25 protein-coding genes are annotated in these 23,996 nt (G+C 63.5%); 22 read left to right on the top strand and 3 right to left on the bottom strand.

Annotated elements, in window-relative coordinates; all coding sequences use genetic code 11:
• Positions 1 to 18 precede the first annotated feature (18 nt).
• Positions 19 to 1,350, bottom strand: a complete 1,332-nt coding sequence (locus tag MAB_RS16595; RefSeq protein WP_255764554.1) for a cytochrome P450 — start codon at positions 1,348 to 1,350, stop codon at positions 19 to 21.
• Positions 1,351 to 1,577: 227 nt separating this feature from the next.
• Positions 1,578 to 1,790, bottom strand: a complete 213-nt coding sequence (locus MAB_RS16590) for a ferredoxin (protein WP_005081484.1) — start codon at positions 1,788 to 1,790, stop codon at positions 1,578 to 1,580.
• Between the two features lie 58 nt (positions 1,791 to 1,848).
• Here MAB_RS16590 and MAB_RS16585 point away from each other — a divergent pair, with 58 nt between their 5' ends.
• Together MAB_RS16585 and MAB_RS16580 are read left to right on the top strand one after the other, a co-directional pair.
• On the top strand, positions 1,849 to 2,481 hold the full coding sequence (locus tag MAB_RS16585) for a TetR/AcrR family transcriptional regulator (protein WP_005081487.1): 633 nt from the start codon (positions 1,849 to 1,851) through the stop codon (positions 2,479 to 2,481).
• 207 nt (positions 2,482 to 2,688) lie between these two features.
• Positions 2,689 to 3,402 carry a cutinase family protein gene (locus MAB_RS16580; protein WP_005093934.1) on the top strand — a complete coding sequence of 238 codons (714 nt, stop codon included), beginning with the start codon at positions 2,689 to 2,691 and terminating at the stop codon, positions 3,400 to 3,402.
• Here MAB_RS16580 and MAB_RS16575 read toward each other — a convergent pair.
• A complete protein-coding gene (locus tag MAB_RS16575; protein WP_005081490.1) occupies positions 3,386 to 4,270 on the bottom strand; it encodes an LLM class flavin-dependent oxidoreductase in 885 nt (294 codons plus the stop codon). The genes MAB_RS16580 and MAB_RS16575 overlap by 17 nt on opposite strands.
• A 35-nt stretch (positions 4,271 to 4,305) precedes the next feature.
• On the opposite strand from MAB_RS16575, the gene MAB_RS16570 reads away from it, so the two are divergent.
• From MAB_RS16570 to MAB_RS16475, 20 genes are all read left to right on the top strand, one after another.
• Positions 4,306 to 5,352 carry an alpha/beta hydrolase gene (locus MAB_RS16570; protein ID WP_005056930.1) on the top strand — a complete coding sequence of 349 codons (1,047 nt, stop codon included), beginning with the start codon at positions 4,306 to 4,308 and terminating at the stop codon, positions 5,350 to 5,352.
• A 22-nt stretch (positions 5,353 to 5,374) separates the two neighbouring features.
• The gene (locus MAB_RS16565) at positions 5,375 to 6,148 is read left to right on the top strand and encodes a DsbA family protein (RefSeq protein WP_005081495.1); all 774 of its coding nucleotides are present in this window, start codon (positions 5,375 to 5,377) and stop codon (positions 6,146 to 6,148) included.
• A complete protein-coding gene (locus tag MAB_RS16560; RefSeq protein WP_005081498.1) occupies positions 6,145 to 6,714 on the top strand; it encodes a vitamin K epoxide reductase family protein in 570 nt (189 codons plus the stop codon). Before MAB_RS16565 ends, MAB_RS16560 begins: the two co-directional genes overlap by 4 nt.
• A gap of 61 nt (positions 6,715 to 6,775) precedes the next feature.
• Positions 6,776 to 10,159: a pyruvate carboxylase gene (locus MAB_RS16555; RefSeq protein WP_005081500.1), complete on the top strand. Its 3,384-nt coding sequence runs from the start codon at positions 6,776 to 6,778 to the stop codon at positions 10,157 to 10,159.
• Positions 10,156 to 10,701, top strand: a complete 546-nt coding sequence (gene rsmD, locus MAB_RS16550) for a 16S rRNA (guanine(966)-N(2))-methyltransferase RsmD (RefSeq protein WP_032668502.1) — start codon at positions 10,156 to 10,158, stop codon at positions 10,699 to 10,701. The genes MAB_RS16555 and rsmD overlap by 4 nt, the downstream gene beginning before the upstream one ends.
• 53 nt (positions 10,702 to 10,754) lie before the next feature.
• Complete coding sequence (locus MAB_RS16545) at positions 10,755 to 11,648, top strand: dienelactone hydrolase family protein (RefSeq protein ID WP_005093930.1); 894 nt, start codon at positions 10,755 to 10,757, stop codon at positions 11,646 to 11,648.
• A gap of 40 nt (positions 11,649 to 11,688) precedes the next feature.
• The gene (locus MAB_RS16540; protein WP_005111711.1) at positions 11,689 to 12,210 is read left to right on the top strand and encodes a hypothetical protein; all 522 of its coding nucleotides are present in this window, start codon (positions 11,689 to 11,691) and stop codon (positions 12,208 to 12,210) included.
• A gap of 223 nt (positions 12,211 to 12,433) precedes the next feature.
• A complete protein-coding gene (locus tag MAB_RS16535) occupies positions 12,434 to 13,579 on the top strand; it encodes an oxygenase MpaB family protein (protein WP_005081508.1) in 1,146 nt (381 codons plus the stop codon).
• A 144-nt stretch (positions 13,580 to 13,723) separates the two neighbouring features.
• Positions 13,724 to 14,623 carry a DUF4253 domain-containing protein gene (locus tag MAB_RS16530; protein ID WP_005111709.1) on the top strand — a complete coding sequence of 300 codons (900 nt, stop codon included), beginning with the start codon at positions 13,724 to 13,726 and terminating at the stop codon, positions 14,621 to 14,623.
• A 54-nt stretch (positions 14,624 to 14,677) separates the two neighbouring features.
• Positions 14,678 to 15,151 (top strand): lipoprotein LpqH, encoded by a 474-nt coding sequence (locus tag MAB_RS16525; RefSeq protein ID WP_005125529.1) that lies wholly within the window; start codon positions 14,678 to 14,680, stop codon positions 15,149 to 15,151.
• A gap of 86 nt (positions 15,152 to 15,237) precedes the next feature.
• Positions 15,238 to 15,798, top strand: a complete 561-nt coding sequence (locus MAB_RS16520; protein ID WP_005115357.1) for an HdeD family acid-resistance protein — start codon at positions 15,238 to 15,240, stop codon at positions 15,796 to 15,798.
• The gene (gene coaD / locus MAB_RS16515) at positions 15,795 to 16,280 is read left to right on the top strand and encodes a pantetheine-phosphate adenylyltransferase (protein WP_005056942.1); all 486 of its coding nucleotides are present in this window, start codon (positions 15,795 to 15,797) and stop codon (positions 16,278 to 16,280) included. The genes MAB_RS16520 and coaD overlap by 4 nt, the downstream gene beginning before the upstream one ends.
• A 106-nt stretch (positions 16,281 to 16,386) precedes the next feature.
• Positions 16,387 to 17,124, top strand: a complete 738-nt coding sequence (gene sepIVA / locus MAB_RS16510) for a cell division protein SepIVA (RefSeq protein ID WP_005056943.1) — start codon at positions 16,387 to 16,389, stop codon at positions 17,122 to 17,124.
• Positions 17,125 to 17,167: 43 nt separating this feature from the next.
• Positions 17,168 to 17,704: a YceD family protein gene (locus MAB_RS16505; protein ID WP_005056944.1), complete on the top strand. Its 537-nt coding sequence runs from the start codon at positions 17,168 to 17,170 to the stop codon at positions 17,702 to 17,704.
• Entirely contained in the window at positions 17,701 to 18,477 is a 777-nt protein-coding gene (gene rnc / locus MAB_RS16500; protein ID WP_005081515.1) for a ribonuclease III, read from the top strand. The genes MAB_RS16505 and rnc overlap by 4 nt, the downstream gene beginning before the upstream one ends.
• A complete protein-coding gene (mutM, locus tag MAB_RS16495) occupies positions 18,470 to 19,330 on the top strand; it encodes a bifunctional DNA-formamidopyrimidine glycosylase/DNA-(apurinic or apyrimidinic site) lyase (RefSeq protein ID WP_005087736.1) in 861 nt (286 codons plus the stop codon). The genes rnc and mutM overlap by 8 nt, the downstream gene beginning before the upstream one ends.
• Positions 19,331 to 19,498: 168 nt before the next feature.
• Complete coding sequence (gene kdpF, locus MAB_RS16490; protein ID WP_017206659.1) at positions 19,499 to 19,603, top strand: K(+)-transporting ATPase subunit F; 105 nt, start codon at positions 19,499 to 19,501, stop codon at positions 19,601 to 19,603.
• A gap of 2 nt (positions 19,604 to 19,605) precedes the next feature.
• Positions 19,606 to 21,324 carry a potassium-transporting ATPase subunit KdpA gene (kdpA, locus tag MAB_RS16485; RefSeq protein WP_005111699.1) on the top strand — a complete coding sequence of 573 codons (1,719 nt, stop codon included), beginning with the start codon at positions 19,606 to 19,608 and terminating at the stop codon, positions 21,322 to 21,324.
• Positions 21,324 to 23,384 carry a potassium-transporting ATPase subunit KdpB gene (gene kdpB / locus MAB_RS16480; protein WP_012296651.1) on the top strand — a complete coding sequence of 687 codons (2,061 nt, stop codon included), beginning with the start codon at positions 21,324 to 21,326 and terminating at the stop codon, positions 23,382 to 23,384. The genes kdpA and kdpB overlap by 1 nt, the downstream gene beginning before the upstream one ends.
• A 7-nt stretch (positions 23,385 to 23,391) precedes the next feature.
• Entirely contained in the window at positions 23,392 to 23,988 is a 597-nt protein-coding gene (locus MAB_RS16475) for a potassium-transporting ATPase subunit C (protein WP_005087732.1), read from the top strand.
• Positions 23,989 to 23,996 lie beyond the last annotated feature (8 nt).

Genomic DNA, 23,996 nt, shown 5'->3' with positions numbered 1-23,996 from the left:
TGGTTTGAGCAAGAGAAATTAGGCTTTGGTGATCGTGGCGGGTACGCCACCTTTCACCAGCGTCGACAAGCTGAAGAATTGTCGGGGCTGCCAACCGGGCCGTAAGTGCAAGCGGTAGCGCTGAAAGATGATCGCCAACAAATACTGAGCCATCATGTAGGCCATACCCGTGCCCATGCAGTGATGCGGCCCGGCGCCGAAGGCCTGAAATGCCAGACGTGGACGCGCATTCACGCGGTCTTGATCGAAGAACTGCATCGGGTCATAGGTTTCGGCGTTCTCGCCCCACCACCGCGGATCGCGGTGCACCACGTACAGGGAGCTTGCCACCAGGGTGTATTTAGGGATGGGATACCCACCGAGCTCGGTGTCCTCCATCGCATATCTCGGATTGATCGGGGCGCCCTGTAGTCGTTGCCCCTCGTCGAAACACGCTCGTGCCCAAGGTAAGCGGGGTAGATCGTCGGGCGTAGGCGCGTTACCGTGGAGAATTGAGATCTCGTCGTAGAGACGGTCCAGATGTTCGGGGTGTTGCAGCAGCAGCGCTAGCGTCCATGACATCGACGCAACGATCGTTTCGTAACCGCCACCGATTGCCGACATGATCTCCGAATACACGTCGATTTCGGTCAACGGCCTACTGCTGTCGCCGCGAGCGGCGAGCAATATGTTGAGCAGGTCTGCGTCATCGGTGGGGTTGGCGCGGCGGTCTCGGATCATCTGCCGGATGGTTCGCATAAGACGTAACCCGGAGACCGGCAGGTTTTCCCTGCCGCGTAGCGGAAAGATATTCGGCGGAGACGCCAGAAACAATCCAGACGCGATGGCGCGCATGACCGATCGAGTCGCGGTATCGGCATGTAGGACTTCGTCATCGGACAGTCTCGTCGAAAACATCGCGTACATGAATGCCGGGAGCACAACCTTCGGTAGCTCTGCCTGAAGGTTCACCTCCTTGCCCGTATCGGCAACGAGGAGCCATCGGTCGATGCGATCGGTGAACACTTCGACGAACTTGTCCGAGACCACTGAGAGATGTCTCTTGCCGAACATGGGCATGAGCCTTTTGCGCCTATCGCGAAGTGCCTGACCTTCGAGGACTTGAACTGGGCAGCCGACACTCGCCACTGCTTTCTGAAGTCTTTTGCCTTGGATCGGGGCCGACATGCTGTATTTGAGCTCGGTGTTCTCCATGAACTCGCTCACCAGATCGGGGTGGTTGGCCAGGACCAAGGGATGTATCGGTAGCGGCACCCGATAGATGTCTCCGTATCTGCGATGACAGTCTTGTAGGAACTTGTATGGGTTGCGTGCCATGGGAATTGCCGAGCCTATGAACGGCAATCCGATCGGGCCTGGTGGAATTGGCCGGTCTCGGCCCCAGCCGGTGAGCAGGCTAAACGACGCGCGGAGCGGCTTTCGGGTCGGCCAAAAGGGATCGTCCGACAGCGACGCGATCACGGCGCGTCGCCCGGTGGACCATCTGGGCGGTGCGGGCGCTGGAAATCGATGGGCGCTTGATTCCGCTTCGCTGTTGGAACGGTGTGCCGGACATTGCGGCGCAGCGGTGGTCAATATCAGTCCTTTCCCCGGTGGATCTCGATGGCGCCCGATGGGCAGATCTGACTGGCTCTGGTTGCGTCATCAAGCAATTCGCCCCCGGCGGTGGCTAACGCGAGGCTCGTGCCGTCGGCAGCCGCTGCGAACAGCTGTGGGTACGAGCGGTAGCAATACCCGGCTCCCATACAGACGCCGTCGTCGACGGTGATTGCGAAGGATTGCTTTTGCATGAGACATTGGACGTTAGATGTAACAGTGTCTCTACGTCAAGAGGTAACATGATTTCTCGTGGATTTGGGCTTGGTGTGGTCGCAGTTGTCTTCCGGACAGTCGGCCCTGGGGGATGAGGACGAGGAGCGGGAGCGGCTTCTTGATGCCGCACGCGTGGAGTTTGTCGCGCACGGCTTCCGGCGCGCCGCGGTGGCTGATATCGCGAAGCGGGCCAATGTTTCTCGACAGACCCTGAATCGCCGGTGCGGAGATAAGGACGACATGGTGTCAGCCGTCGTCGGTCGCGAGGTGCTTCAGTTCTTCGTCACGCTGGCGCCATTGCTGGACCCGAAAGACAATGTCGAAGACCAGGTCGTCGAGCTATTCGTGACGGGAATGCGTGAATGCCGGGTGAATCCGGTGGTGGCGGCCCTCAAAGAATATGAGACCGAATCGATGTCGGTGGGGTTGTTTGCGACGGAACATGGCAATTACCAAGCGGTGCTGACCCTCCTTGCCATGAGACTGATGGGGGATGGTTATTCCGAAGCGGGCGCCAGGCAGGCCGCCGAGCTCATCATGCGGATCACCGGGACCTTGTTGTTGGCGCCGTCGAAGATTCTTCGTGTAGAGACGGACGATGAGGCCAGGAGTTTTGCCGTCACGTACCTCGTACCCGTCCTGAGGGCGGCACGCGCGGTGACGGAATGACGGTCACCGAATAACTGGGGACCGTCGGCTGCGGCCCCTTCTGCGCGGTGAGCCGGGCCGTCAGGTGCTCATGTAAATGCTTTGCAAATAAAGGTTTTCGCTGAGAGATTGATTACATCGGCCTATCGAAGGGGTGGCGCACACCTGTCCACAACCGTTGAATTTGTGGTAGACAGAGACGGAAGCCCAAACAGGTGGTGGTCGTAAATGCAGAGAGTTCGGTGGGGCTGGTTACTTGCCATCGTGGTCATGTGCGCCCTAATTAGTTCGCCCGTAGGCATCCCGTCCGCAGTTGCCGCTGCGTGTCCCGATGTCGAGGTCGTGTTCGCGCGTGGAACGTTTGAGCCGCCGGGTGTCGGCGGCACCGGTGAGTCGTTCGTCAATGCGCTACGCGCGCGCACCAAGGGCAAGTCAGTCGAGGTTTACCCCGTCGAGTACCCCGCATCCTTGGCGTTTGCCACTGCGGCCGACGGCGTCATCGACGCCAGTAACCGCGTGAAGGACGTCGCAGCACGGTGTCCCAATACGAAGATTGTGATGGGTGGGTTCTCCCAGGGCGCGGCCGTTGTCGCCTACACCACCGCGGATGCGGTGCCTCCCGGCTTCGAGCTGCCAGAGGGAATCACCGGACCCATGCCGGCGGAGGTGGCCGATCATGTCGCCGCAGTGGCGTTGTTCGGAAAGCCCTCCAGCGGATTCCTGCAGCGCATCGACAACACGGCCCCGCCGATCAATATCGGCCATCTCTACGTGGCCAAGACCATGGATATGTGCGTTCCCGAGGATCCGATCTGCTCTCCGGACGGCAGCGACAATGCCGCCCACGGTTCGTACGGAGACAACGGCATGACGAGCCAGGCCGCGGATTTCGCTGCGCGGCAAATCAATTCGCCGACAGATACGGTCAGCGCCGCTGGATGAGTTCGATCGTCGCCTCGATCACCGCGACATCGGATGCGCCTGGTACCAGGATGAACTCATCCAGCCCGGCCTCCTCGGCGCCGTCGAGCGTGCGGTTCAGCGCGTCGGCATCGAAGTTGGTCAGCGTCTTCGGAACGTTTTCGGCGATCTGCGTCCCGAAAATCGCGAGGTACTCGCTGGTGAACTGCTTGAGTTCGGACTCGGCGCCGGGGATGCCCAGCGTGTAGAAGCAACCGCTGGACAGCACCGGCGGTTCCGCGTGGCCCGCGGCTTGCCATGCGGCGCGTGCGGAATCGGCGGAGTAGGTGAGCTCGGCGGGTGCGCCGGAGACACTGAATCCTGTGATGCCGTCTGCCCACCGTGCCGCGCGGGCCAGGGACTTCGGCCCGATCGCCGCGGCGACGACGGGCGGGCCGCCGTCCTGTACCGGCGCGGGCCCAACGGGGTCGGCACCCTCGAACGGCGGCTCGCCCCGCCACAACCTGCGTAGCTCGGCAACCTGGTCATCGAGGCGCTGGTGTCGCCGCCCGAAGGATGCGTCCAGGCAGCGGTAGTCGTGTTCGCGGCCGCCGACGCCGACCCCGAGGATGAATCGGCCCTCGGACAATACGTCCAGCGTCGCCGCCTGCTTGGCGACGAGCGGTACCGGATGTGCCGGTAGCACAGAAACATTCGCGAGTATCCGCACCCTTTCGGTGACCGCCGCCGCGGCCGCGAGCGTCACCCACATGTCCTGGTTGTGATACGAGATGCGTTCACCAGACGAGATCGTGGAGAACGGTCCCTCGTCGGCGAGGCGGGCCCAAGTGATCGTCGACTCGCGGGTGTAGTCGCGGCACATGAAGGGCAGCGCAATGCCGATATCCATACCGGCAGCCTAGGAGTTCTCGCTACGGTTGTGGCGTGAGCCCTTTCCGCGACTTCGCCCTGCGTGCCAGCACCGCCGCGACACCGCATATCCCGACTCCGGTTCGACGGGCCATGGCCGGTCGCCAGGTGATCATCGACGGCAACATCCTGGACCCGACCACGCAGCTATTGCTGCGCGGTATGGAGTTGATGGGGGAGGGGGAGATATCGCGCGGAGAGGATGTTGCCGAGAACCGGGCCAATATGCGCAGGCAGGCGGGGTTGCTGCAGTTCAGCACGCCGGTGGGGCAGGTGCGCAACTTCTCCATCCCCGGGCCGGCCGGCCCCATCGGGGTCCGGCACTACAAGCCGGTACATGATCACACCGGGGCCCTGCTGGTGTTCTTCCACGGCGGCGGCTGGGTGATCGGTGACCTGGAGACCCATGACCAGCCGTGCCGCCAGACCTGTCGGGATGCCGGTGTCTCGGTGTTGTCCGTGGACTATCGGCTGGCTCCCGAGCACAAGGCACCCGCCGCCGCGCAGGACTGCCTGGCCGCGTACCTGTGGGCCGTCGAGCATGCCGGAGATCTGGGCGTGGCACCGGACAGGATCGCGGTGGGCGGTGACAGCGCGGGCGGCAATCTGGCGGCAGTCGTCGCGCAGCAGGCACGTGACACCGGCGCGCAGCTGCCGCTGCTGCAGTTCCTGATCTACCCGGCCGTCGACTTCACGGTGCGCAGGCCGTCACGGGATCTATTCGCCGAGGGGTTCTTTCTCACCAAGGCGGCCATGGACGGATTCGAAAGTCACTATCTTGACGGGTCCGACGTCGATAAGGCGGACCCCCAAGTGTCACCGATTTTGGCCGCGGACCTGGCGGGGTTGCCGCCGGCGCTTATCACGACGGCGGGCTTTGATCCGCTGCGCGACGAGGGCAACGAATACGCCGCGAAGCTGCGGGCCGCCGGAGTGCCGGTGGACCTGCGGGTACAGGGCCCGCTGATTCATGGCTTTTACAACATGGCCGGGCTGGGTGGCGCGCCGTCGGAGGCCATGAATCAGCTGACCTCGGCGCTGCGCGCGCATCTGTCCCGCTAATCCTGCCCGGTAGGCTGTTCGCGTGGCCAAACCGAAGCAACCCCCCAGCTACGACCTCAAGAAGGCGGAGCAGCGCCGAAGCCAGTTGATTCAAATCGGGCTCACGGCGATTGTCGTGCTGTTCGCCGTGGGGTTGGTCGGATTCATCGTGCTGAGTAACAAGAAGGACGAGGGCCCTCCGGCTCCGCCCGCGGGCGAGGTGAAGGCGATCCAGGTGGTCACTCCCGGTCCGGCGAAGCTCATCACCAAGGAAGGAACCACCGAGCCCAAGGTGGTCCTGACCTTGATCGAGGACCCGATCTGCCCCGCGTGCGCCATGTTCGAGCAGGAGTTCGGTCCCACCGTCAAGAAACTCATCGACACCGGCGCGGTGCGGGCCGACTACGACATGGTCGGCATCCTCGATGTACCCAGGCTCAAGCGTGACTATTCGTCGCGGGCCTCGGCGGCGGCCTACTGCGTGGCCGACCAGTCTCAGGAGCTGTTCCTCAAGTTCCATTCCGTGCTCTACGACCCCAGCAAGCAGCCCGATGAGGTCAACTCCAAGACCTGGCATGACGACAAGTGGCTGATCGATCAGGCCAAGGCTGTGGGCGCCTCTGATGCGGTCGCCAAGTGCATCAAGGACAAGAAGTACATCAACATGGTCAAGGAGCTCGGTCCCAAGCTCAATATTCAGGCAACACCCACCATCCGGATCAACGGTAAGGATTGGGAGATCGGCAAGGGCACCACGCCGGACGACTTGATCAAGGCCGTCACGGATATCACCGGACCTGTTCCGGGTCTGAAGTGACGCTCCGTCCCGCGACCGCCTGGTACGTCCTCGTTGCGGGGGTGGCCGGGCTAGCCGCGGCGCTGGCCCTCACCATCGAGAAGATCGAGATCCTGATCGATCCGACGTACGTGCCGTCCTGCAGTCTGAATCCGGTCATTTCGTGTGGCTCGGTAATGACGACCGAGCAGGCATCGGCCTTCGGTTTCCCTAATTCGCTCATCGGCATTGTGGCGTTCACGGTGGTGTTGGTGACCGGGGTGCTGTCGGTCGCGGGGGTGCAGCTGCCGCGCTGGTACTGGAGCGGGCTGGCGATCGGCAGCCTATTGGGTGCCGTCTTCGTCCACTGGTTGATCTTCCAGAGTCTGTACCGGATCGGCGCGCTGTGCCCCTATTGCATGGTGGTCTGGTCGGTCACGATTCCGCTGTTGGTGGTCAGCGCTTCGATAGCGTTGCGGCCGTTGGGATCTCACCGCTGGGCTCGGATTCTGTACCAGTGGCGCTGGTCGCTGGTGGTGTTCTGGTTCGTCGCGCTGGTCCTCGCGATCCTCGAACGATTCTGGGATTACTGGATCACACTCGTCTGAACCGAATTGTGAAATTGAGCGGACGCGCGTTCGCTCAATCCTCACGGTACGGTCAGTGACTATGTTCTCGAAGGTTCTTGTCGCCAACCGCGGTGAGATCGCGATCCGTGCATTTCGTGCCGCCTACGAACTAGGTGCCGAAACCGTCGCTGTCTACCCCTATGAAGATCGCAACTCGGGTCATCGGCTGAAGGCCGATGAGGCCTATCAGATTGGTGAGAAGGGCCATCCGGTCCGCGCCTATCTGTCGGTTTCCGAGGTCGTCAACGCTGCCAGGAATGCCGGCGCCGATGCGATCTACCCCGGCTACGGCTTCCTGTCCGAGAATCCCGACCTCGCGGCGGCCTGCGCAGAGGCCGGCATCACGTTTGTCGGGCCGCCCGCCGATGTTTTGGAGTTGACGGGTAACAAGGCCCGTGCCATCGCTGCTGCGCGTGAGGCGGGACTGCCGGTGTTGGCATCCTCGGAGCCTTCGGCATCGGTTGAGGAGCTGCTGGCGGCCGCCGAGTCCATGGAATTTCCGGTGTTCGTCAAGGCCGTTGCCGGTGGTGGCGGGCGCGGTATGCGGCGGGTCGCCGAGCGTGATCAGCTGCGCGAGGCGATCGAGGCAGCCAGCCGCGAGGCAGAGTCCGCGTTCGGAGACCCGACGGTTTTCCTGGAGCAAGCTGTCATCAACCCGCGGCATATCGAGGTGCAGATCCTGGCGGACACCGCGGGAAACGTCATTCACCTCTACGAGCGCGACTGTAGCGTGCAGCGGCGCCATCAGAAGGTCATCGAGCTCGCTCCCGCGCCCAACCTGCCGCCTGAACTGCGTGAGAAGATCTGTTCGGACGCTGTCGCTTTCGCCCGTCACATCGGGTACAGCTGCGCCGGCACCGTTGAGTTCCTGCTCGACGAGCGCGGTCACCACGTCTTCATTGAGATGAATCCCCGAATTCAGGTGGAGCACACGGTGACCGAGGAGATCACCGATGTGGACCTGGTGGCGAGTCAGCTGCGGATCGCCTCCGGAGAAACCCTCGATGACCTTGGTCTGCACCAGGATTCCATCACGCCGCGCGGTGCGGCCCTGCAATGCCGGATTACCACCGAGGATCCTGCCAATGGCTTCCGGCCCGACACCGGTCGAATCACCGCCTACCGCAGCCCCGGTGGCGCGGGCATCCGCCTCGACGGTGGCACCACCCTCGGCGCCGAGGTGGGTGCGCATTTCGATTCGATGCTGGTGAAGCTGACGTGTCGCGGGCGGGACTTCCAGACTGCGGTGGCTCGTGCCCGTCGCGCGGTCGCCGAGTTCCGCATCCGCGGTGTGGCCACCAATATCCCGTTTTTGCAAGCAGTTCTGGACGACCCGGACTTCCGCGCCGGACACGTCACGACGTCGTTCATCGAGGAACGCCCGCAGCTGCTGACGGCGCGATCCTCCGCGGATCGCGGCACCAAGATCCTGAACTATCTGGCCGACGTCACCGTCAACAAGCCGCACGGCGCCAAGCCTTCGACGGTGTACCCGCACGATAAGCTGCCGCCCATCGATTTATCGGTACCGCCTCCGGACGGCTCGCGTCAGCGTCTGTTGGCGTTGGGGCCCGAGGGTTTCGCGAAGGCGCTGCGTGAGCAGAAGGCCGTGGGCCTGACCGACACTACGTTCCGAGATGCTCATCAGTCGCTGCTGGCCACCCGAGTGCGCACCACCGGTCTGCTTGCCGTCGCGCCGTACGTGGCACGGTTGACACCGGAGTTGCTCTCGATCGAAGCCTGGGGGGGAGCGACATACGATGTGGCTCTTCGCTTTCTGAAGGAAGACCCGTGGGAGCGGCTCGCCGACCTGCGTGAGGCGGTCCCGAACATCTGTCTGCAGATGCTGCTACGCGGCCGCAACACGGTGGGGTACACGCCGTATCCCGAGACGGTGACCAAGGCGTTCATTCGCGAGGCCAGTGCCACCGGGGTGGACATCTACCGAATCTTTGACGCACTCAACAACATCGAGGCCATGCGGCCCGCGATCGATGCGGTGCGCGAGGTCGGTACCTCGGTGGCCGAGGTGGCCATGTGTTACACCGGCGACCTGTCCAACCCCGGTGAAAACCTGTACACGCTGGACTACTACCTCAAGCTCGCCGAGCAGATCGTCGATGCGGGCGCGCATGTGCTGGCGATCAAGGACATGGCGGGCCTGCTGCGCCCGCCCGCGGCGGCGACCTTGGTGACGGCGCTGCGCTCTCGGTTCGACCTGCCCGTGCACGTCCACACACATGACACCGCGGGTGGACAACTGGCCACGTACCTGGCGGCCTGGCAGGCGGGTGCCGATGCGGTGGACGGTGCCGCGGCACCCATGGCCGGGACCACCAGCCAGCCCTCCCTGTCGGCGATTGTCGCAGCGGCCGCACACAGCGAGTACGACACCGGAGTGTCCCTGACCTCGGTATGCGATCTGGAACCGTACTGGGAGGCATTGCGAAAGGTCTACGCCCCCTTCGAGTCCGGGCTTCCCTCACCGACCGGCCGTGTGTACACGCACGAGATTCCGGGCGGGCAGCTGTCGAACCTGCGTCAGCAGGCCATCGCGCTGGGACTGGGCGACCAGTTCGAAGAGATCGAGGCACGCTATGCCGCAGCTGACCGGATGCTCGGCCGATTGGTCAAGGTGACACCGTCGTCCAAGGTGGTGGGCGATCTGGCGCTGGCACTCGTGGGCACCGGCGTGAGCGCCGACGAATTCGCTTCTGACCCAGGTCGTTTCGATATCCCCGAATCCGTCATCGGATTCCTGCGCGGCGAACTCGGCGATCCCCCCGGCGGTTGGCCCGAGCCGTTCCGTACCCGGGCACTACAAGGCCGTGGGCCGGCGCGCGCCGAGGTGGCGCTCACGGCCGATGACGAGTCCCAGCTCGACGGTGATAGCGCGACGCGGCGTGCGGCGCTAAACCGTCTGTTGTTCCCCGGGCCCACCAAGGAATTTCTGGCACACCGTGAGCAGTATGGCGACACCTCGCGGCTTTCGGCCAACCAGTTCTTCTACGGCCTGCGATACGGCGAGGAGCACCGGGTCAAACTGGAGAAGGGTGTCGAGCTGCTCATCGGGCTCGAAGCGATATCCGACGCAGACGAGCATGGAATGCGCACCGTGATGTGCATCCTGAACGGGCAGCTGCGCCCGGTGCAGGTACGCGACAGAAGCATCGAGAGCGCGGTGGCCAGTGCGGAGAAGGCCGACCGGGCGAACGCCGATCATGTCCCAGCGCCCTTCGCGGGTGTGGTGACGCTCAACGTGGTCTCGGGCCAAGAGGTTTCAGCAGGGGAGACCATCGGCACCATTGAGGCCATGAAGATGGAGGCCTCGATCACCGCGCCCAAGGCGGGTACCGTCGCGCGGGTGGCGCTGACCGAGACTGCTCAGGTCGAGGGCGGAGATCTGCTGGTGGTGATCAGCTGACCCGGATTATCGCCGGTGTCGCGGGCGGGCGCCGGATCGCGGTGCCGCCAAAGGGAACCCGGCCCACCACGGATCGGGTGCGAGAAGCGTTGTTCAGCATGCTGGAGGCGCGCCTGGACTTTGAGGGGATCGCGGTGCTCGATCTCTTCGCCGGTTCTGGCGCGTTGGGGCTGGAGGCGCTCTCGCGCGGAGCCCAACACGTGACATTCGTCGAGTCCAATGCCGCCGCGTCCAGGGTGATATCGGCCAACATTGCGACGGTGGGGCTGCCCGGTGCCGTGCTGCGGCAATGCCCGGTATCGACCTTTCTTTCGATGTCACCCGACCGCGCCTATGACCTTGTTCTTGCCGATCCGCCGTACTCGGTTTCGGCCGAGGAGGTTTCCGCGCTGTTATCGCGGTTGACGGATCATTGGGTCACCGACGAGGCCCTGGTAGTGCTGGAGCGCGATGCGTCAGGACCCGAGGCGGTGTGGCCGGACGGCTGGGAACTGATGTCCCGCAAGTACGGCGGCACCCGGCTAGAGCTGGGATCCCTGTAAGCGTCCAGGCGATCCACAGCCACCGTTTACTTGTCGAGCGCAGACTGCTCGTCATGACCCCGCTGCAGCGATATATCGCCGAAGAGATCGCCACGGACCATATCGAGGGACTGCTGACGCGGCGGGAGGCCTTTCGGCGGCTCGCCCTGCTGGGCGTGGGCGCCACCGCTGCCGGCGCGCTGATCTCGGCGTGTGGCACCGGGAACAAGCCGGTCGCTGCGCCCGCGCCCGCCAACTCCGGGGCGCCACCGCCTGGCATGGATAACGTCGTGGTGACAGAGCCGATTACCTGGCGTGGCCCCAACGGAACGTTGCAAGGTGCCTGGGCGACGGCAGCGGAGCCTCGCGGCACGGTATTGGTGATTCACGAGAACAAGGGGCTCAACGACTGGGTTCGGTCCGTCGCGGGACGGCTTGCGGGCGTCGGATATTCGTCGCTGGCCATCGACCTGTTGTCGGAAGAGGGTGGTGCGTCCGCGTTTAAGGACCCGGCCGAGGCGACGGGAACACTGGGCAGGATCGCGCCGGAAAGATTTATCGCTGACCTGAAGTCCGGAGTGGACGAGATTCTGCGACGGGTTCCCGGCAAGCCCGCCGGCGCGGTCGGATTCTGCTTCGGCGGCGGCCTGGTTTGGCAGCTGCTGGCGGCGGGAGAGCCGAGACTGGCCGCCGCTGCCCCGTTTTATGGTCCGCTTCCGGACAATCCTGATTTTTCACGATCCAAGGCCGCGGTCCTGGCCTTCTACGGAGAGCTCGACGAGCGCGTCACGGCGTCCAAAGATCAGGCCGCCGACGCCCTGCGGCGGGGCGGGCTGCTGCATGAGATCGCCGTCGAACCGGGCGCCGATCACGCCTTCTTCAACGACAGCGGACCGCGCTACAACGCGTCCGCGGCGGTGGATGCCTGGCAACGCCTCCTCGGGTGGCTCGGCCAGCACATCGGCTAGATGGCACCTAGACTGGCCGGTCGTGTGGTGTAGAGCGGTAGTGGTGGCGGTGGCTTCCGGCGCGGTGTCGCTGGCTGCCGCCGGGGTCGCGTTGGCCGATGATGGCGATGCGCCGGCTCCGCCCACTCCTCAGTCGCCGGTGGCCGACTTGCTGCCCGGAGGCGCGAAGACAGCGGTGGCACCGTCGGTGGCCAGCGATGCGCTGTCTGCCGGATTGCCGGCGCCGGTCGCGGGGTTGGGGGCACCCGGTGGGCCGTTGTCGGCCGAGGGACCGCTGTTGTCGCCCACGGGCCCGCTGTCGGCCAACGGGCCCCTGACGGCCTCCGGCGGTCCGTTATCGGCTGATGGCCCGGTACTTTCACCGACCAGTCCGGTGTCACCCGTCAACGAGATTTGCGGATCGGGTTCGCTGCTGAAGTCCGTGACCGACAGATTCTCGGGAGTGATCCCCGAGAGCACACTGGCCTCGATGCAGAATCAGCACCCCGTCGGCACCGCAAAGTGCCCCGCGGCGCCGACGGCAGATGATCAAGCTCCGCCCGCCGATCAACCCGGGAATTAGTCGCTCGGTAATCTGCGGCGGTGCGGTTCTGTGATCGGGGGATCACCCGTTTCCTCGCCGAGCCCCCTCTGCCAACCATTCTTGGCTTACTTGATTCGGTCTACACCGAAACCTTTCACGCCCTCACTTGATTTTTGGGCGTCACCGGGAGCATCATCACTTTCTGATGTGAACTGAGTCACAGTCAAACTGGCGGTGCTCATATGAGGGGCCAGGCACTGGGTTGAGCAAGTGGCGGGGTATCGGCAAGCGCGAGGAGTTTGACGTGGTGGTCCGGGGTATCAAGGCATTCAAGAAAATCATGCAGACAACGTTTGATCCAGAGCTGGTGATTCCCGAAGAGGTCAGGGTTACGGAATTTACCGGCGACAACAGTTTGTCACGGAAAGACCTTTGTCAGCATCCGATTCCTGCCGATTCCCTGATCTGGAAATATTGGGGGCGCTTTGATGTGATGTATTTCGGCAGCGGGGTGTTGGGCCCCATTGCCGGGGCGTGGCCGCAGATGGGGCGGGGGACCGCGGGGTCTGTCCTGTTCAACGGTGACAGTTCCTTCCGGGCGCGCGCCAAGATATACAAGAAACGGCGCCAGAGATCCCGCGAGTACATTTACGGCTCGGTGTATGACCCTCCGGAAGACGCCAAGAAATATGGGCTGAAGACCCGGAATATGCATAAGTCCGTCAAAGGCACCCTGCAGGATGGCACATTTCATGCATTAAACGCGGAAACCTTCTACTTCGCGCATGTCACCTTCTTTTATCACCATTTGATGGTGGTGACCGAGCGGCTGCATTTCGATGGGGACATGCCGCGGGCGGTGAAGGAGCAGATATTTGAGGAATCCAAGGAGTGGTACAGCATGTGGGGTGTGGACGATGGTCCCCAGCCGGATACCTACGACGATTTCGAGCGGTATCTGGAAAATGTAGAGCGCAATCATTTAGTGAGATCGCAGGTAACTCAGCTCATGCTGGAGCAATTCATGGAGCGTCGCCTGGCGCCGCGGTGGTGGCCTACGGCCATGAAGAAATTTGTGTGGCCCTGGCTGGTTGGGCGGCGGCAGGTCGTTGTCAGTAGTTACCCGCCCCACGTGCGCGAGTTGTTCGCATTGGAGTGGACCCCCGAGGACGAGGAGATGCTGCGCCGGTTTATGGATATGTATCGACGGTGCTATGCGGTCCTCGAGCGTCTCCTCCCGGTGAAGTGTTTCTACTTGCCGACCGCGGTGAGAGGTTTTGAGAGGGAAGGGATCGATCCACGCAACATCACCCTCGAATCCGCACGGCAAGCACTTCGGGACAACCGGGCCCGGCGTGCCCCGCGCAAAGACGCGCCGATAGAGGGGGCGGTGGCTGCCGGCCAATGAGGTTCTAGTACCGCCGGTTTCGCCCCGACGGGACTACCTGCCCGGTGCGGCTGGCCAACCCTCCGCGTGCCGATCGGCGCCTCAAATCGCGCGCTCAGCTAATCTTGCCCGGTGGGGCTAAAAGGGTGGACATCGCTGAGCGCAATGGTCGTCGTCCTCGTTCTCGGGCTGACCTACCTTTTCGGTCAGGCCTACTGGAGCAAGCGCACAGTGTTCGGCGACCCCCAACCTGCGCATGATCTGCCCGCGTACGCCGAGCTTTTGGTGCCCGTGCACGCTGAGCGGGCGGGAGGGCTGCCGCGTCCCGAGAATGCGGTCAAGTGGAGTGTGGACGGCATCAAGCTGCCAGCGGGACATGTGATCGTCGGCCCTGCAGGCCGGCCACTGGCCTGGGTAAGCGACACCGCGGTGGTCGACATCCAATCTCTCTGGCTTCGGCTGGCAGGCCGATTCGACCGAACTGGTCTGTGGCCCTTGGCATCTCGCGGATTGGGTGGAGATTTACGCCGGCCGTGGTCGGATCCCGAAGACCTGCGACACCTCGCCGAGCCGGGAGATGTCGGTTCCGTCGATATCAAATCCTTCCTGGCCAAAGAGATTTCATCGGCCGGTGCGGCAACCGTCGATGTGCCCGTTGCGCCCATCACGCTGGCACAGCGCACCCAGCCGCCGCAGCGTGCGCTCCCGCTGACCGGCGATCATCTGCCGCAGGGCTCATTGCTGATCCTGGCACCAGTAAGCCGTCCGGCCGACGCGCTGAACGCCCTGGGCTGGGCCCATGCCGTGAACTACGGCGTCGCCGATACGGCGTTGTCGGCCGTGCTGCGCTCATGGGAAGACCGATTCGGCGCCGTGCTCACGACGGTTGATTTCGATGCCATTGAGGTGGAGGTGACCCGCCCGCCGGGCGCCGACCTCGCGGTTCCGGTCGGCTATGAGCACTATGGCTTCTGCCCGGACAACATCGATCAGGGTGCGGGCACACTGAGCGCTTACGCCCGCCAGATCAGTGATACCCGAACCTGGGATTTCTGGTGGGACTAGCGCCTGGCCGAACTATTCTGGGCCAGAACAATGCGGGGTGATGGGAGGGTGTTAATGCGTTACGGCAGTGCAGTGGTGATGGGCGGCGCGGTCTTGGCTGGCGCATGTTTCGTTGGTTGCTCGTCGGGGGAAGGCGTGCACCGAGACTCGTCTCAGACCAGTCAGCGGGTATCGAACTCGGCGAGCGTCACCCCTGCGGCCGGGCCTCGCGTCGTCGTCAACGGGGCCGTCAGGACGGTCGAGAATCGCGTCGAGTGTGTTACTGCCGGGGAGATGACCTTTGTCAATATCGGCAGCGATAGCGACGGCATTGCCGCCAGGCTGACGGCGGGCGAGAGCCCATCGCTGGAAAGCCTGACCCTCGGCGTCATCGATGGTCAGCCGGTGATCTATAGCCCGTCGAATGGCGGGGCCAAGCCTGAGGTCACGAAGTCGGGCCGGTCCTACAAGATTGCCGGACCGGCAACGGCCGGCCTGAGCACGCCCGCCACCTTCGAGCTTGAGTTCACCTGCCCGGCCGGGAGATAACAGAATCATGTTGAGCGCGTAACGCACTGTGCCGATTACGGCCCATAAGTCAGCATCGGTGTTCTCAAGGAAATACCCTGGGTCCTATGACTACAAATGTCGGGCAGGACCTCGTCAAGCACCTCTGGAAGTCAGCGGTGGTGTCAGGAGTGTTGGCGGTAATCGTTGGTGCCGCCATATTGATATGGCCCCAGATCTCCGTGTTCGTCGCGGCGATCTTCTTTGGCGTCTACCTATTGGTATCCGGTGTTGCGCAGATCGTGTTCGCCTTTGCGTTGCCGGTGTCGTCCGCGGGCATGCGGGTGCTGCTGTTCCTCACCGGGGCGGCTTCCTTCGTCCTCGGTGTGCTGTGCTTCAAGGATGAGCTGAATTCGATTCTGTTGCTGGCCATCTGGATTGGTGTTGGCTGGATTGCACAGGGCATCGCGGGCACCATCACGGCCGTCAGTGATAAGGATATTCCCGGACGCGGATGGCAGATCTTCAGCGGCATCATCTCCACCCTCGCGGGCATCGTGCTCATCGTTTACCCGATCAGCTCGATCGTCACCCTCACTCTGGTAGTGGGCATCTGGCTTATCGTGATCGGCGTGATGCAAATCGGAAGCGGTATCGGCATTCGCGCGGCCACCAAATCGGCCGTATGACGGGAGCGGTGTGCCCCGGCTCGTTCGATCCGGTGACCCTTGGGCACCTGGATGTGTTCGAACGAGCCGCGGCGCAGTTCGACGAGGTGATTGTCGCCGTGCTCATCAACCCGAACAAAGCGGGCATGTTCACCGTTGACGAGCGCATCGAGATGATCCGCGAGTCCACGGCCGACCTGCCCAATCTGCGGGTCGAGTCGGGGCAGGGTCTGCTGGTGGACTTTGTCAGGGAACGGGGCCTGAACGCGATCGTGAAGGGACTGCGTACCGGCACCGACTTCGAGTACGAGCTTCAGATGGCTCAGATGAACAAGCACATCGCCGGGGTCGACACATTTTTCGTCGCTACCGCGCCCGCGTATTCGTTCGTCTCGTCGTCGCTCGCGAAGGAGGTGGCGACGTACGGGGGAGATGTCTCGGCGTTGCTGCCTGCTTCCGTTCACCAACGACTTCTCGGGAAACTGCGTGGCCAGGCACAATAGAAAACAGGCCGCGCAGAAATAGCCGACACACCGGTCAGCTAGCACGGTCACAGCAGTCACACCAGGCACACTGGTAACAGTGGAAACTCGCGTGAAGGGTGTAGCCGTGTACCGAGTATTTGAAGCGCTCGACGAACTGGGCGCCATTGTGGAAGAAGCGCGCGGCGTTCCGATGACCGCCGGATGCGTCGTGCCCCGCGGCGATGTCCTCGAACTGATCGATGACATCAAGGACGCGATTCCTGGCGAGCTCGACGACGCCCAGGACGTCCTCGATGCGCGTGACTCACTGCTGCGTGAGGCCAAGGAGCATCACGAGACGGTGATCGGCAACTCGAACGCCGAGGCCGAGCAGACGCTCAGCCATGCCCGCAACGAGGCCGACAGGCTGCTGGCCGACGCCAAGGCGCAGGCCGATCGCATGGTCGCCGAGGCGCGTAACCACGCTGAGCAGACCGTCGGCGAGGCGAGGGAAGAGGCGGCGCGCACGATTGCCAACGCCAAGCGTGAGCAGGAGAGCACCATCGCACGTGCCAAGGCCGAGGCGGACCGTCTGGTCGATTCCGGTAATGCCTCCTACGACAAGGCCGTGCAGGAGGGCATCAAGGAGCAGCAGCGCTTGGTGGCCCAGACCGAGGTCGTCCAGGCGGCTCACGCCGAGTCCACCCGGCTGATCGACGCGGCACACGCCGAGGCCGATCGGCTGCGCGGTGAATGCGACATCTACGTCGACAACAAGCTGGCCGAGTTCGAGGATTACCTCAACGGCACGCTGCGTTCGGTGGGCCGTGGGCGCCATCAGCTGCGTACCGGCGCGGGTACGCACGATTACGTGCAGCGTTAACTCGCGATGAGCCGCTGGGGGGAAGAGCGTTAACATAAGTGACATGCCGGGACCTTTCGTTCTTGATGTCCTGGCCCTTGGGCTCGGGCGCCGTCCCGGGTCGATGCGGGAGATTGAGCGCACCTTTGCAAGCCCGGTGCGCATCGGCAACGACCTCATCGCGATCCCCGAGGGCACGGACGTGGATATGGACCTGCGGGTGGAATCGGTGTCCGAGGGCGTTCTCGTCACTGGAACGATCACCGGTGATCTGGCTGGGGAATGCTCACGCTGCCTGGAACCGATCACCGGACACGCGGATGCGACCATCACCGAGCTTTTCGCGTATCCGGACAGCGAGACCGAGGCGACCACCGAGGAAGACGAAGTGCATCGGGTCGTCGACGGTCTGGTCGACCTCGAGCAGACGATCGTCGACGCGATTGTGCCCGACTTGGAGCTTGCTCCGGTGTGCCGCCCCGACTGTCCGGGGCTGTGCCCCGACTGCGGAATCGCCTTGGCGACAGCCGAACCGGGCCATCATCACGACAAGATCGATCCACGCTGGGCCAAACTTGCCAACTTCGGTGATGACCAGTGAGTCGGACCCCCGAACATCGTCACGACGACCTGCGCGCGGCGATCGGTGTACAGCTCGGCGATGAGCTGCTTACGCTTGCGCTCACGCATCGCAGCTATGCCTACGAGAACGGTGGCCTGCCCACCAACGAAAGGCTGGAGTTTCTCGGGGATGCCGTTCTGGGTCTGACGATTACCGAGACGCTTTACCACAGCCACCCGGACCGTTCGGAAGGCGATTTGGCGAAGTTGCGTGCCAGCATCGTCAACACCCAGGCGCTTGCCGGGGTCGCGCGCGGGCTGACCGGCGACGGATTGGGCGCCCATTTGCTGCTGGGCAAGGGTGAGGAGAACACCGGTGGCCGTGACAAATCGAGCATTTTGGCCGATGGCATGGAGTCGATTCTGGGTGCGGTCTACCTGGAACACGGTCTGGAGACCGCGCGCGCTGTGGTGCTGACGTTGTTCGGCGAGCTGCTGGAGACCGCGCCCAAACTCGGCGCCGGCCTGGACTGGAAGACCAGCTTGCAGGAGCTGACTGCGGAAAAGGGTTGGGGTGCGCCATCGTATGCGGTCACCTCAACCGGGCCCGACCATGACAAGGAGTTCACCGCCACGGTGATGGTCAACGACACCGCACATGGCGTGGGTGTGGGGAGGTCAAAGAAAGAGGCCGAACAAAAGGCCGCCGCAGAGGCATGGAACAGCATCAGCGGCGATGAGCCTCTTGGGGGAAGAGCAGAAGGCGGCGATGAGCCTCTTGAGGGAAGAGCAGAAGGCACGGTGAGTGCCTGAGCTTCCCGAGGTGGAGGTGGTTCGCCGCGGACTGCACCACCACCTTGTCGGCAAGACCATCGCATCGACGCTGGTGTACCACGAGCGTGCTGTGCGCAGACAGTCCGGCGGGGCCGTCGAACTGGCCGGACTGCTTGCCGGACAACAGATCAGCGGTACAGGCCGACGGGGAAAGTACCTGTGGCTGACCTTGGAAGGTTCGAGCGGCGCACAGGCCCTGGTGGTGCACCTGGGAATGAGCGGACAGATGCTCATCGGGCCGATCTCCAGGCCTCAGCATTTGCGTATCGCCGCGACCCTCGATGACGGATCGGTATTGAGCTTCGTCGACCAACGCACATTCGGCGGCTGGATGGTGACCGACCTGGTCACCGTGGACGGCAGCGAGCTTCCCGAGCCGGTCGCGCATATCGCGCGTGACCCACTGGACGAACTGTTCGAGATAGGCGCCGTTGTCACCCGATTGCGGGGGAAGCACACCGAGATCAAGCGCGCACTGCTCGATCAAACGGTGGTCTCCGGCGTCGGAAATATCTACGCCGATGAAGCTCTCTGGCAGGCGCGGGTGCATGGGCGACGCCTCACCGACGGCATGAGCCGGGCCAAGCTCACCGAAGTGCTCGACAGCGCTGCCGCGGTCATGCGCCTGGCGCTGGCTCAGGGCGGCACGTCATTCGACGATCTGTACGTCAACGTCAATGGTGAATCCGGTTATTTCGACCGCTCGTTGGAGGCCTACGGGCGCGAGGGCGAACCGTGCCGCAGGTGTGGACGCGCCATGCGCCGGGAGGCCTTCATGAACCGGTCGTCCTACTTCTGCCCGAGCTGTCAACGGCTGGTTGAACCGCGTTAATAGCGCGTCAATGGCGCCACATGGGCGCGTCAAGGGGTCGTAAAGAACGCAGGTAGGGCCCTTGGCCGGGGCCATGATCTTGGCCGTGACTGATTTTTGGTACCTCGTCCTTACGGTCGTGGGCTTCGCCTTGTGCGTCGCTGTGGTGCGTGGATTACAGGCGCTGTCATGAGCGGCACCGTCAACGCTGCCGTCGACATCTTGCTGATTGTCCTGTCGGCGGCCCTTGTCGTGTATCTGGTGGTGGCTCTGCTTGACCCGGAGAGGTTCTAACGGTGAATTCCGCTCTGGCCGCCGGTCTTCAGATCGGCTTCGTCATACTGGCGCTTGCCATCGCGTATGTCCCCCTTGGGGACTACATGGCGCGCGTGTTCACGGGCCCACATTCACTTCGTGCGAGTGGCTTATCGACCATCAAGCACTCACGTGTCGAGCGCCTCATCTATCGCGTCGGTCGAGTGGATCCTGAGACCGAGCAGACATGGGTGGGATACACCCTGTCGCTGCTGGGGTTTTCCTTCGCGAGCGTGATTTTTCTTTATGTGCTGCAACGTATCCAGGGAGTGCTGCCACTTTCGGGTGGTCTCGGCGCGGTAAGTCCCGCGGTCGCGTTCAATACCGCTGTCTCCTTTGTGACGAACACCAACTGGCAGTCGTACACACCGGAAACCACCATGAGCAACCTGACACAAATGGTCGGGCTGGCGGTGCAGAACTTCGTCTCTGCCGCGGTGGGACTGACGGTCGCGGTCGCGCTCATCCGCGGCGTCGTACGCACGACATCCGGGGGCGAGCTTGGCAATTTCTGGGTCGATCTGGTCCGGGGCAGCCTGCGGATCTTGCTGCCGCTGTCCTTCGCCGTCGCCTTGATCTTGTTGTCGCAGGGAACCATTCAATCGGTGTACACGCACTTCGAGGCGACGGCCCTCGACGGGACGGCGCAGCACATCGCGCTGGCTCCGGTGGCCTCGCAGGAGGCCATCAAGGAGATCGGAACCAACGGCGGGGGCATTCTGGGCGCTAATTCGGCACACCCATTCGAGAACCCCACGCCGCTATCGAATGTCATTGAGATACTGGCGATTCTCATCATCCCGGTGTGCCTCACCCGCACCTACTCGACCATGGTGGGTGACAAGCGTCAGGGTCTTACCGTGCTGTCGGTGATGGGAACTCTCTTCGGCGGCATGCTGGCCCTGGTTACCTGGGCCGAATCCAGCCCACGCGGTATCGCCGCGCAGGCAGCGGGCGCGATGATGGAGGGCAAGGAAGTCCGGTTCGGTATCCCCGGAAGCGCGCTGTTCGCGGTGTCTACCACCGGCACCTCTACGGGGGCGGTGGATGCCGCGCATGACAGCTTCACCGCCGCGGGCGGCGGAGCGCTGATACTGAATATGCTCCTTGGTGAGATTGCGCCGGGCGGTGTGGGCACCGGCTTGTACGGAATTCTGGTTCTTGCCATCATCGCGGTGTTCGTGGGCGGCCTGTTGGTCGGCCGGACACCGGAATTCCTCGGCAAGAAGATCGGTCGCCGCCAGATCACCATGGCCGCGCTGTCTGTGCTGGTCATGCCGGCGCTCGTGCTTGTCGGTACCGGCATTTCCGTAGCGTTGTCGACAACGACGGGATACCAAGGCAACAGCGGTGATCCGGGTACGCCGTCGTCCATACATGGATTCTCCGAGGTGTTGTACGCGTACGCCTCGGCCGCCAATAACAACGGAAGCGCCTTCGGCGGCCTCACGGTGACCAGCCACTGGTTCCAGGCTTCGCTCGGCATGGCGATGCTGTTGGGCCGCTTCCTGCCCATCATCTTCACGTTGGCGCTGGCCGGATCGCTGGCCACCCAGCGGAAGACGCCGGCATCGGCTGGGACCCTGCACACTCATGGCCCCATGTTCGCTGGCCTGCACACCGGCACAGTGCTTTTGGTGGCCGCACTTACCTTCTTCCCGGCGCTGGCGCTGGGACCGATCGCCGAGGCAGTCCTCTAGTGTCCAAGAGCAAAAACGCAGTGGTAACCACCGGAGTTTTCGATCCGGCCCAGTTGATCAAGGCGCTGCCGCTTGCGGTGCGCAAGCTCGATCCCCGGCACATGGCTCGTAACCCGGTCATGTTCGTGGTCACCGTCGGATCGGTGGCCACCACCGTGCTGGCCGTGCTGCATCCGTCGATATTCGCGTGGGCCATCACCGCGTGGTTGTGGTTCACGGTGGTGTTCGCGAATCTGGCCGAGGCAGTGGCCGAGGGCCGTGGCAAGGCGCAGGCCGCGAGCCTACGAGAGGTCAAGCGCGACACCGTCGCCCGCAGACTGGTCGGGGACGGTAACGGCAATGAGAACGAGGAAGAAGTCCCGGGCAGCGCGCTGCGGCCGGGTGACCGCGTCGTGGTAGAGGCGGGGCAGGTAATACCCGGTGACGGCGATGTGGTGGAAGGCATTGCCACCGTGGACGAGTCGGCCATCACCGGTGAGTCCGCACCGGTTGTCCGTGAATCCGGTGGCGACCGCTGCGCCGTCACCGGTGGTACCACCGTGCTCTCGGACCGCATCGTCGTGCAGATCACCGCCGCCCCAGGAGAATCGTTTGTAGATCGGATGATTGCGCTTGTGGAGGGTGCTTCGCGTCAGAAGACCCCCAACGAGATCGCACTCAACATCTTGCTGGCATCGCTCACCATCATTTTCTTGCTGGCGGTTGTCGCGCTCGGACCCATGGGGAATTACGGCGGTGAGCAGCAGGATCCGATCAAGCTGATCGCGCTGCTCGTCTGCCTGATCCCCACCACAATCGGTGCGCTGATGTCCGCGATCGGCATCGCGGGTATGGACCGCCTGGTGCAGCACAATGTGCTGGCCAAGTCCGGACGTGCCGTCGAGGCCGCCGGCGATATCGACACACTGCTGATGGACAAGACCGGCACCATCACCTTCGGCAACCGTCAGGCCACGGAATTTCTGGTGGCACCAGGTATTCCGCACGAAACCTTGGCTGCGGCGGCCCGGGCCTCGAGCCTCGCCGACGAGACCCCGGAGGGACGCAGCATCGTGGAGCTGGCGGCCGGGACGATCGAGGAGTCGGTGGCCGGTGAATTCGTGGCCTTCACCGCTTCCACCCGAATGAGCGGATTGGACACGGTCGAGGGCAGGCAGATCCGCAAGGGTGCCTCCGATGCGGTGTTCACCTGGGTGGCAAGTCTTTCCGGTGTTCAGGAGGACGACCCTGTGGTGGTCGCCGTCCGCAAGATCGCAGACCAGGTTGCGAGCGAGGGCGGCACCCCGCTGGTGGTGGCCGATCATGACAGCACCGAGACCCGGCTGCTCGGCGTGATCAGGCTCTCGGACGTGGTGAAGCCCGGTATGGCCGAACGTTTCGCCCAGATGCGGGCCATGGGTATTCGCACCGTCATGGTGACGGGCGATAACCCGTTGACCGCCAAACAGATCGCCGCCGAAGCCGGTGTCGACGACTTCGTCGCCGAGGCGACCCCCGAGGACAAGCTGGAGCTGCTCCGCAAGGAGCAGCAGGCGGGCCGGCTCGTCGCGATGACCGGTGACGGCACCAACGATGCCCCAGCCCTGGCGCAGGCCGACGTTGGTGTAGCGATGAACACCGGCACCTCGGCCGCCAAGGAAGCCGGGAACATGGTGGACCTGGATTCCGATCCCACCAAGCTCATCGATGTGGTGGCCATTGGCAAGCAACTGTTGATCACCCGCGGCGCGTTGACCACCTTCTCGTTGGCCAACGATCTCGCGAAATACTTCGCGATCCTGCCGGCTCTGTTCAGCGGTATTTATCCGCAGCTCGGCGCCCTCAACATCATGCGGCTGGCTACCCCGCAATCGGCGATACTCTCGGCCGTCGTGTTCAACGCCCTGGTGATTATCGCGTTGGTCCCCTTGGCGCTCAAGGGGGTCCGCTATCGGCCGGTCGGTGCGGGCGAACTACTGCGGCGAAACCTGTTGATCTACGGCCTCGGTGGGGTGATCGTCCCCTTCGTAGGGATTTGGCTCATCGATCTGGTCGTGCGTTTCATTCCGGGAATTGGGTGAGTTGGCAATGACGAAAATCTCGATCGCGTGGTTGCGTCAATCTGTGGCAGGGCTGGTGGTGCTGCTGGCGCTGACGGTGGTGTTAGGCGTCGCCTATCCGGCCGCGGTATGGCTCTTCGGGCGCATCAACTCCGGTTCGGCCGAGGGTTCGCCGCTGAAGGACCGCAACGGATGTGTCGTCGGGTCCGCCATCATCGGTGTGGATCCACAGGCTTCCGGCGCGGACCCCTACTTCCATACGCGGACCAGTGGTGATCCTGCCGCTGGGGCACCCTCGAACCAGGGGCCCAACAGCGAGAAATTGAAGGCGGATATCGATGCCCGGCGCGCGACCATCGCTGCCCGTGAGCGCGTTACCCCGGCGCGGGTCCCCGCTGACGCGGTTACCGGTTCCGGCTCGAGTCTGGATCCCGATATCACTCCCGAATACGCGGCACTACAGATACCGCGTGTCGCGGCGGCGACGGGCCTGAGCCAGGCCAGGGTGAAAGAGCTCGTGGATGCGCACACGTCCTCCCGGCAATGGGGCATTCTGGGAGAGCCGCGTGTCAACGTCCCCACACTGAACGTGGCACTGGGTCTGACCGGCCCACCCTGCCGATGAAGGAGAGA

The organism is Mycobacteroides abscessus ATCC 19977, assembly GCF_000069185.1.
Classification (GTDB): Bacteria; Actinomycetota; Actinomycetes; order Mycobacteriales; family Mycobacteriaceae; genus Mycobacterium; species Mycobacterium abscessus.
This window is presented reverse-complemented; position numbering and strand designations above follow the sequence as displayed.

Bases quoted from the DNA above. Each gene is read 5' to 3' on its own strand.
- MAB_RS16545 (WP_005093930.1), top strand. From the start codon at position 10,755: ATGACCCCGCTGCAGCGATATATCGCCGAAGAGATCGCCACGGACCAT.
- MAB_RS16580 (WP_005093934.1), top strand. From the start codon at position 2,689: ATGCAGAGAGTTCGGTGGGGCTGGTTACTTGCCATCGTGGTCATGTGC.
- MAB_RS16575 (WP_005081490.1), bottom strand. From the start codon at position 4,270: ATGGATATCGGCATTGCGCTGCCCTTCATGTGCCGCGACTACACCCGC.
- coaD (WP_005056942.1), top strand. From the start codon at position 15,795: ATGACGGGAGCGGTGTGCCCCGGCTCGTTCGATCCGGTGACCCTTGGG.
- MAB_RS16530 (WP_005111709.1), top strand. From the start codon at position 13,724: ATGGTCGTCGTCCTCGTTCTCGGGCTGACCTACCTTTTCGGTCAGGCC.
- MAB_RS16520 (WP_005115357.1), top strand. From the start codon at position 15,238: ATGACTACAAATGTCGGGCAGGACCTCGTCAAGCACCTCTGGAAGTCA.
- MAB_RS16475 (WP_005087732.1), top strand. From the start codon at position 23,392: ATGACGAAAATCTCGATCGCGTGGTTGCGTCAATCTGTGGCAGGGCTG.
- MAB_RS16555 (WP_005081500.1), top strand. From the start codon at position 6,776: ATGTTCTCGAAGGTTCTTGTCGCCAACCGCGGTGAGATCGCGATCCGT.
- kdpF (WP_017206659.1), top strand. From the start codon at position 19,499: ATGAGCGGCACCGTCAACGCTGCCGTCGACATCTTGCTGATTGTCCTG.
- MAB_RS16505 (WP_005056944.1), top strand. From the start codon at position 17,168: ATGCCGGGACCTTTCGTTCTTGATGTCCTGGCCCTTGGGCTCGGGCGC.
- MAB_RS16590 (WP_005081484.1), bottom strand. From the start codon at position 1,790: ATGCAAAAGCAATCCTTCGCAATCACCGTCGACGACGGCGTCTGTATG.
- MAB_RS16525 (WP_005125529.1), top strand. From the start codon at position 14,678: ATGCGTTACGGCAGTGCAGTGGTGATGGGCGGCGCGGTCTTGGCTGGC.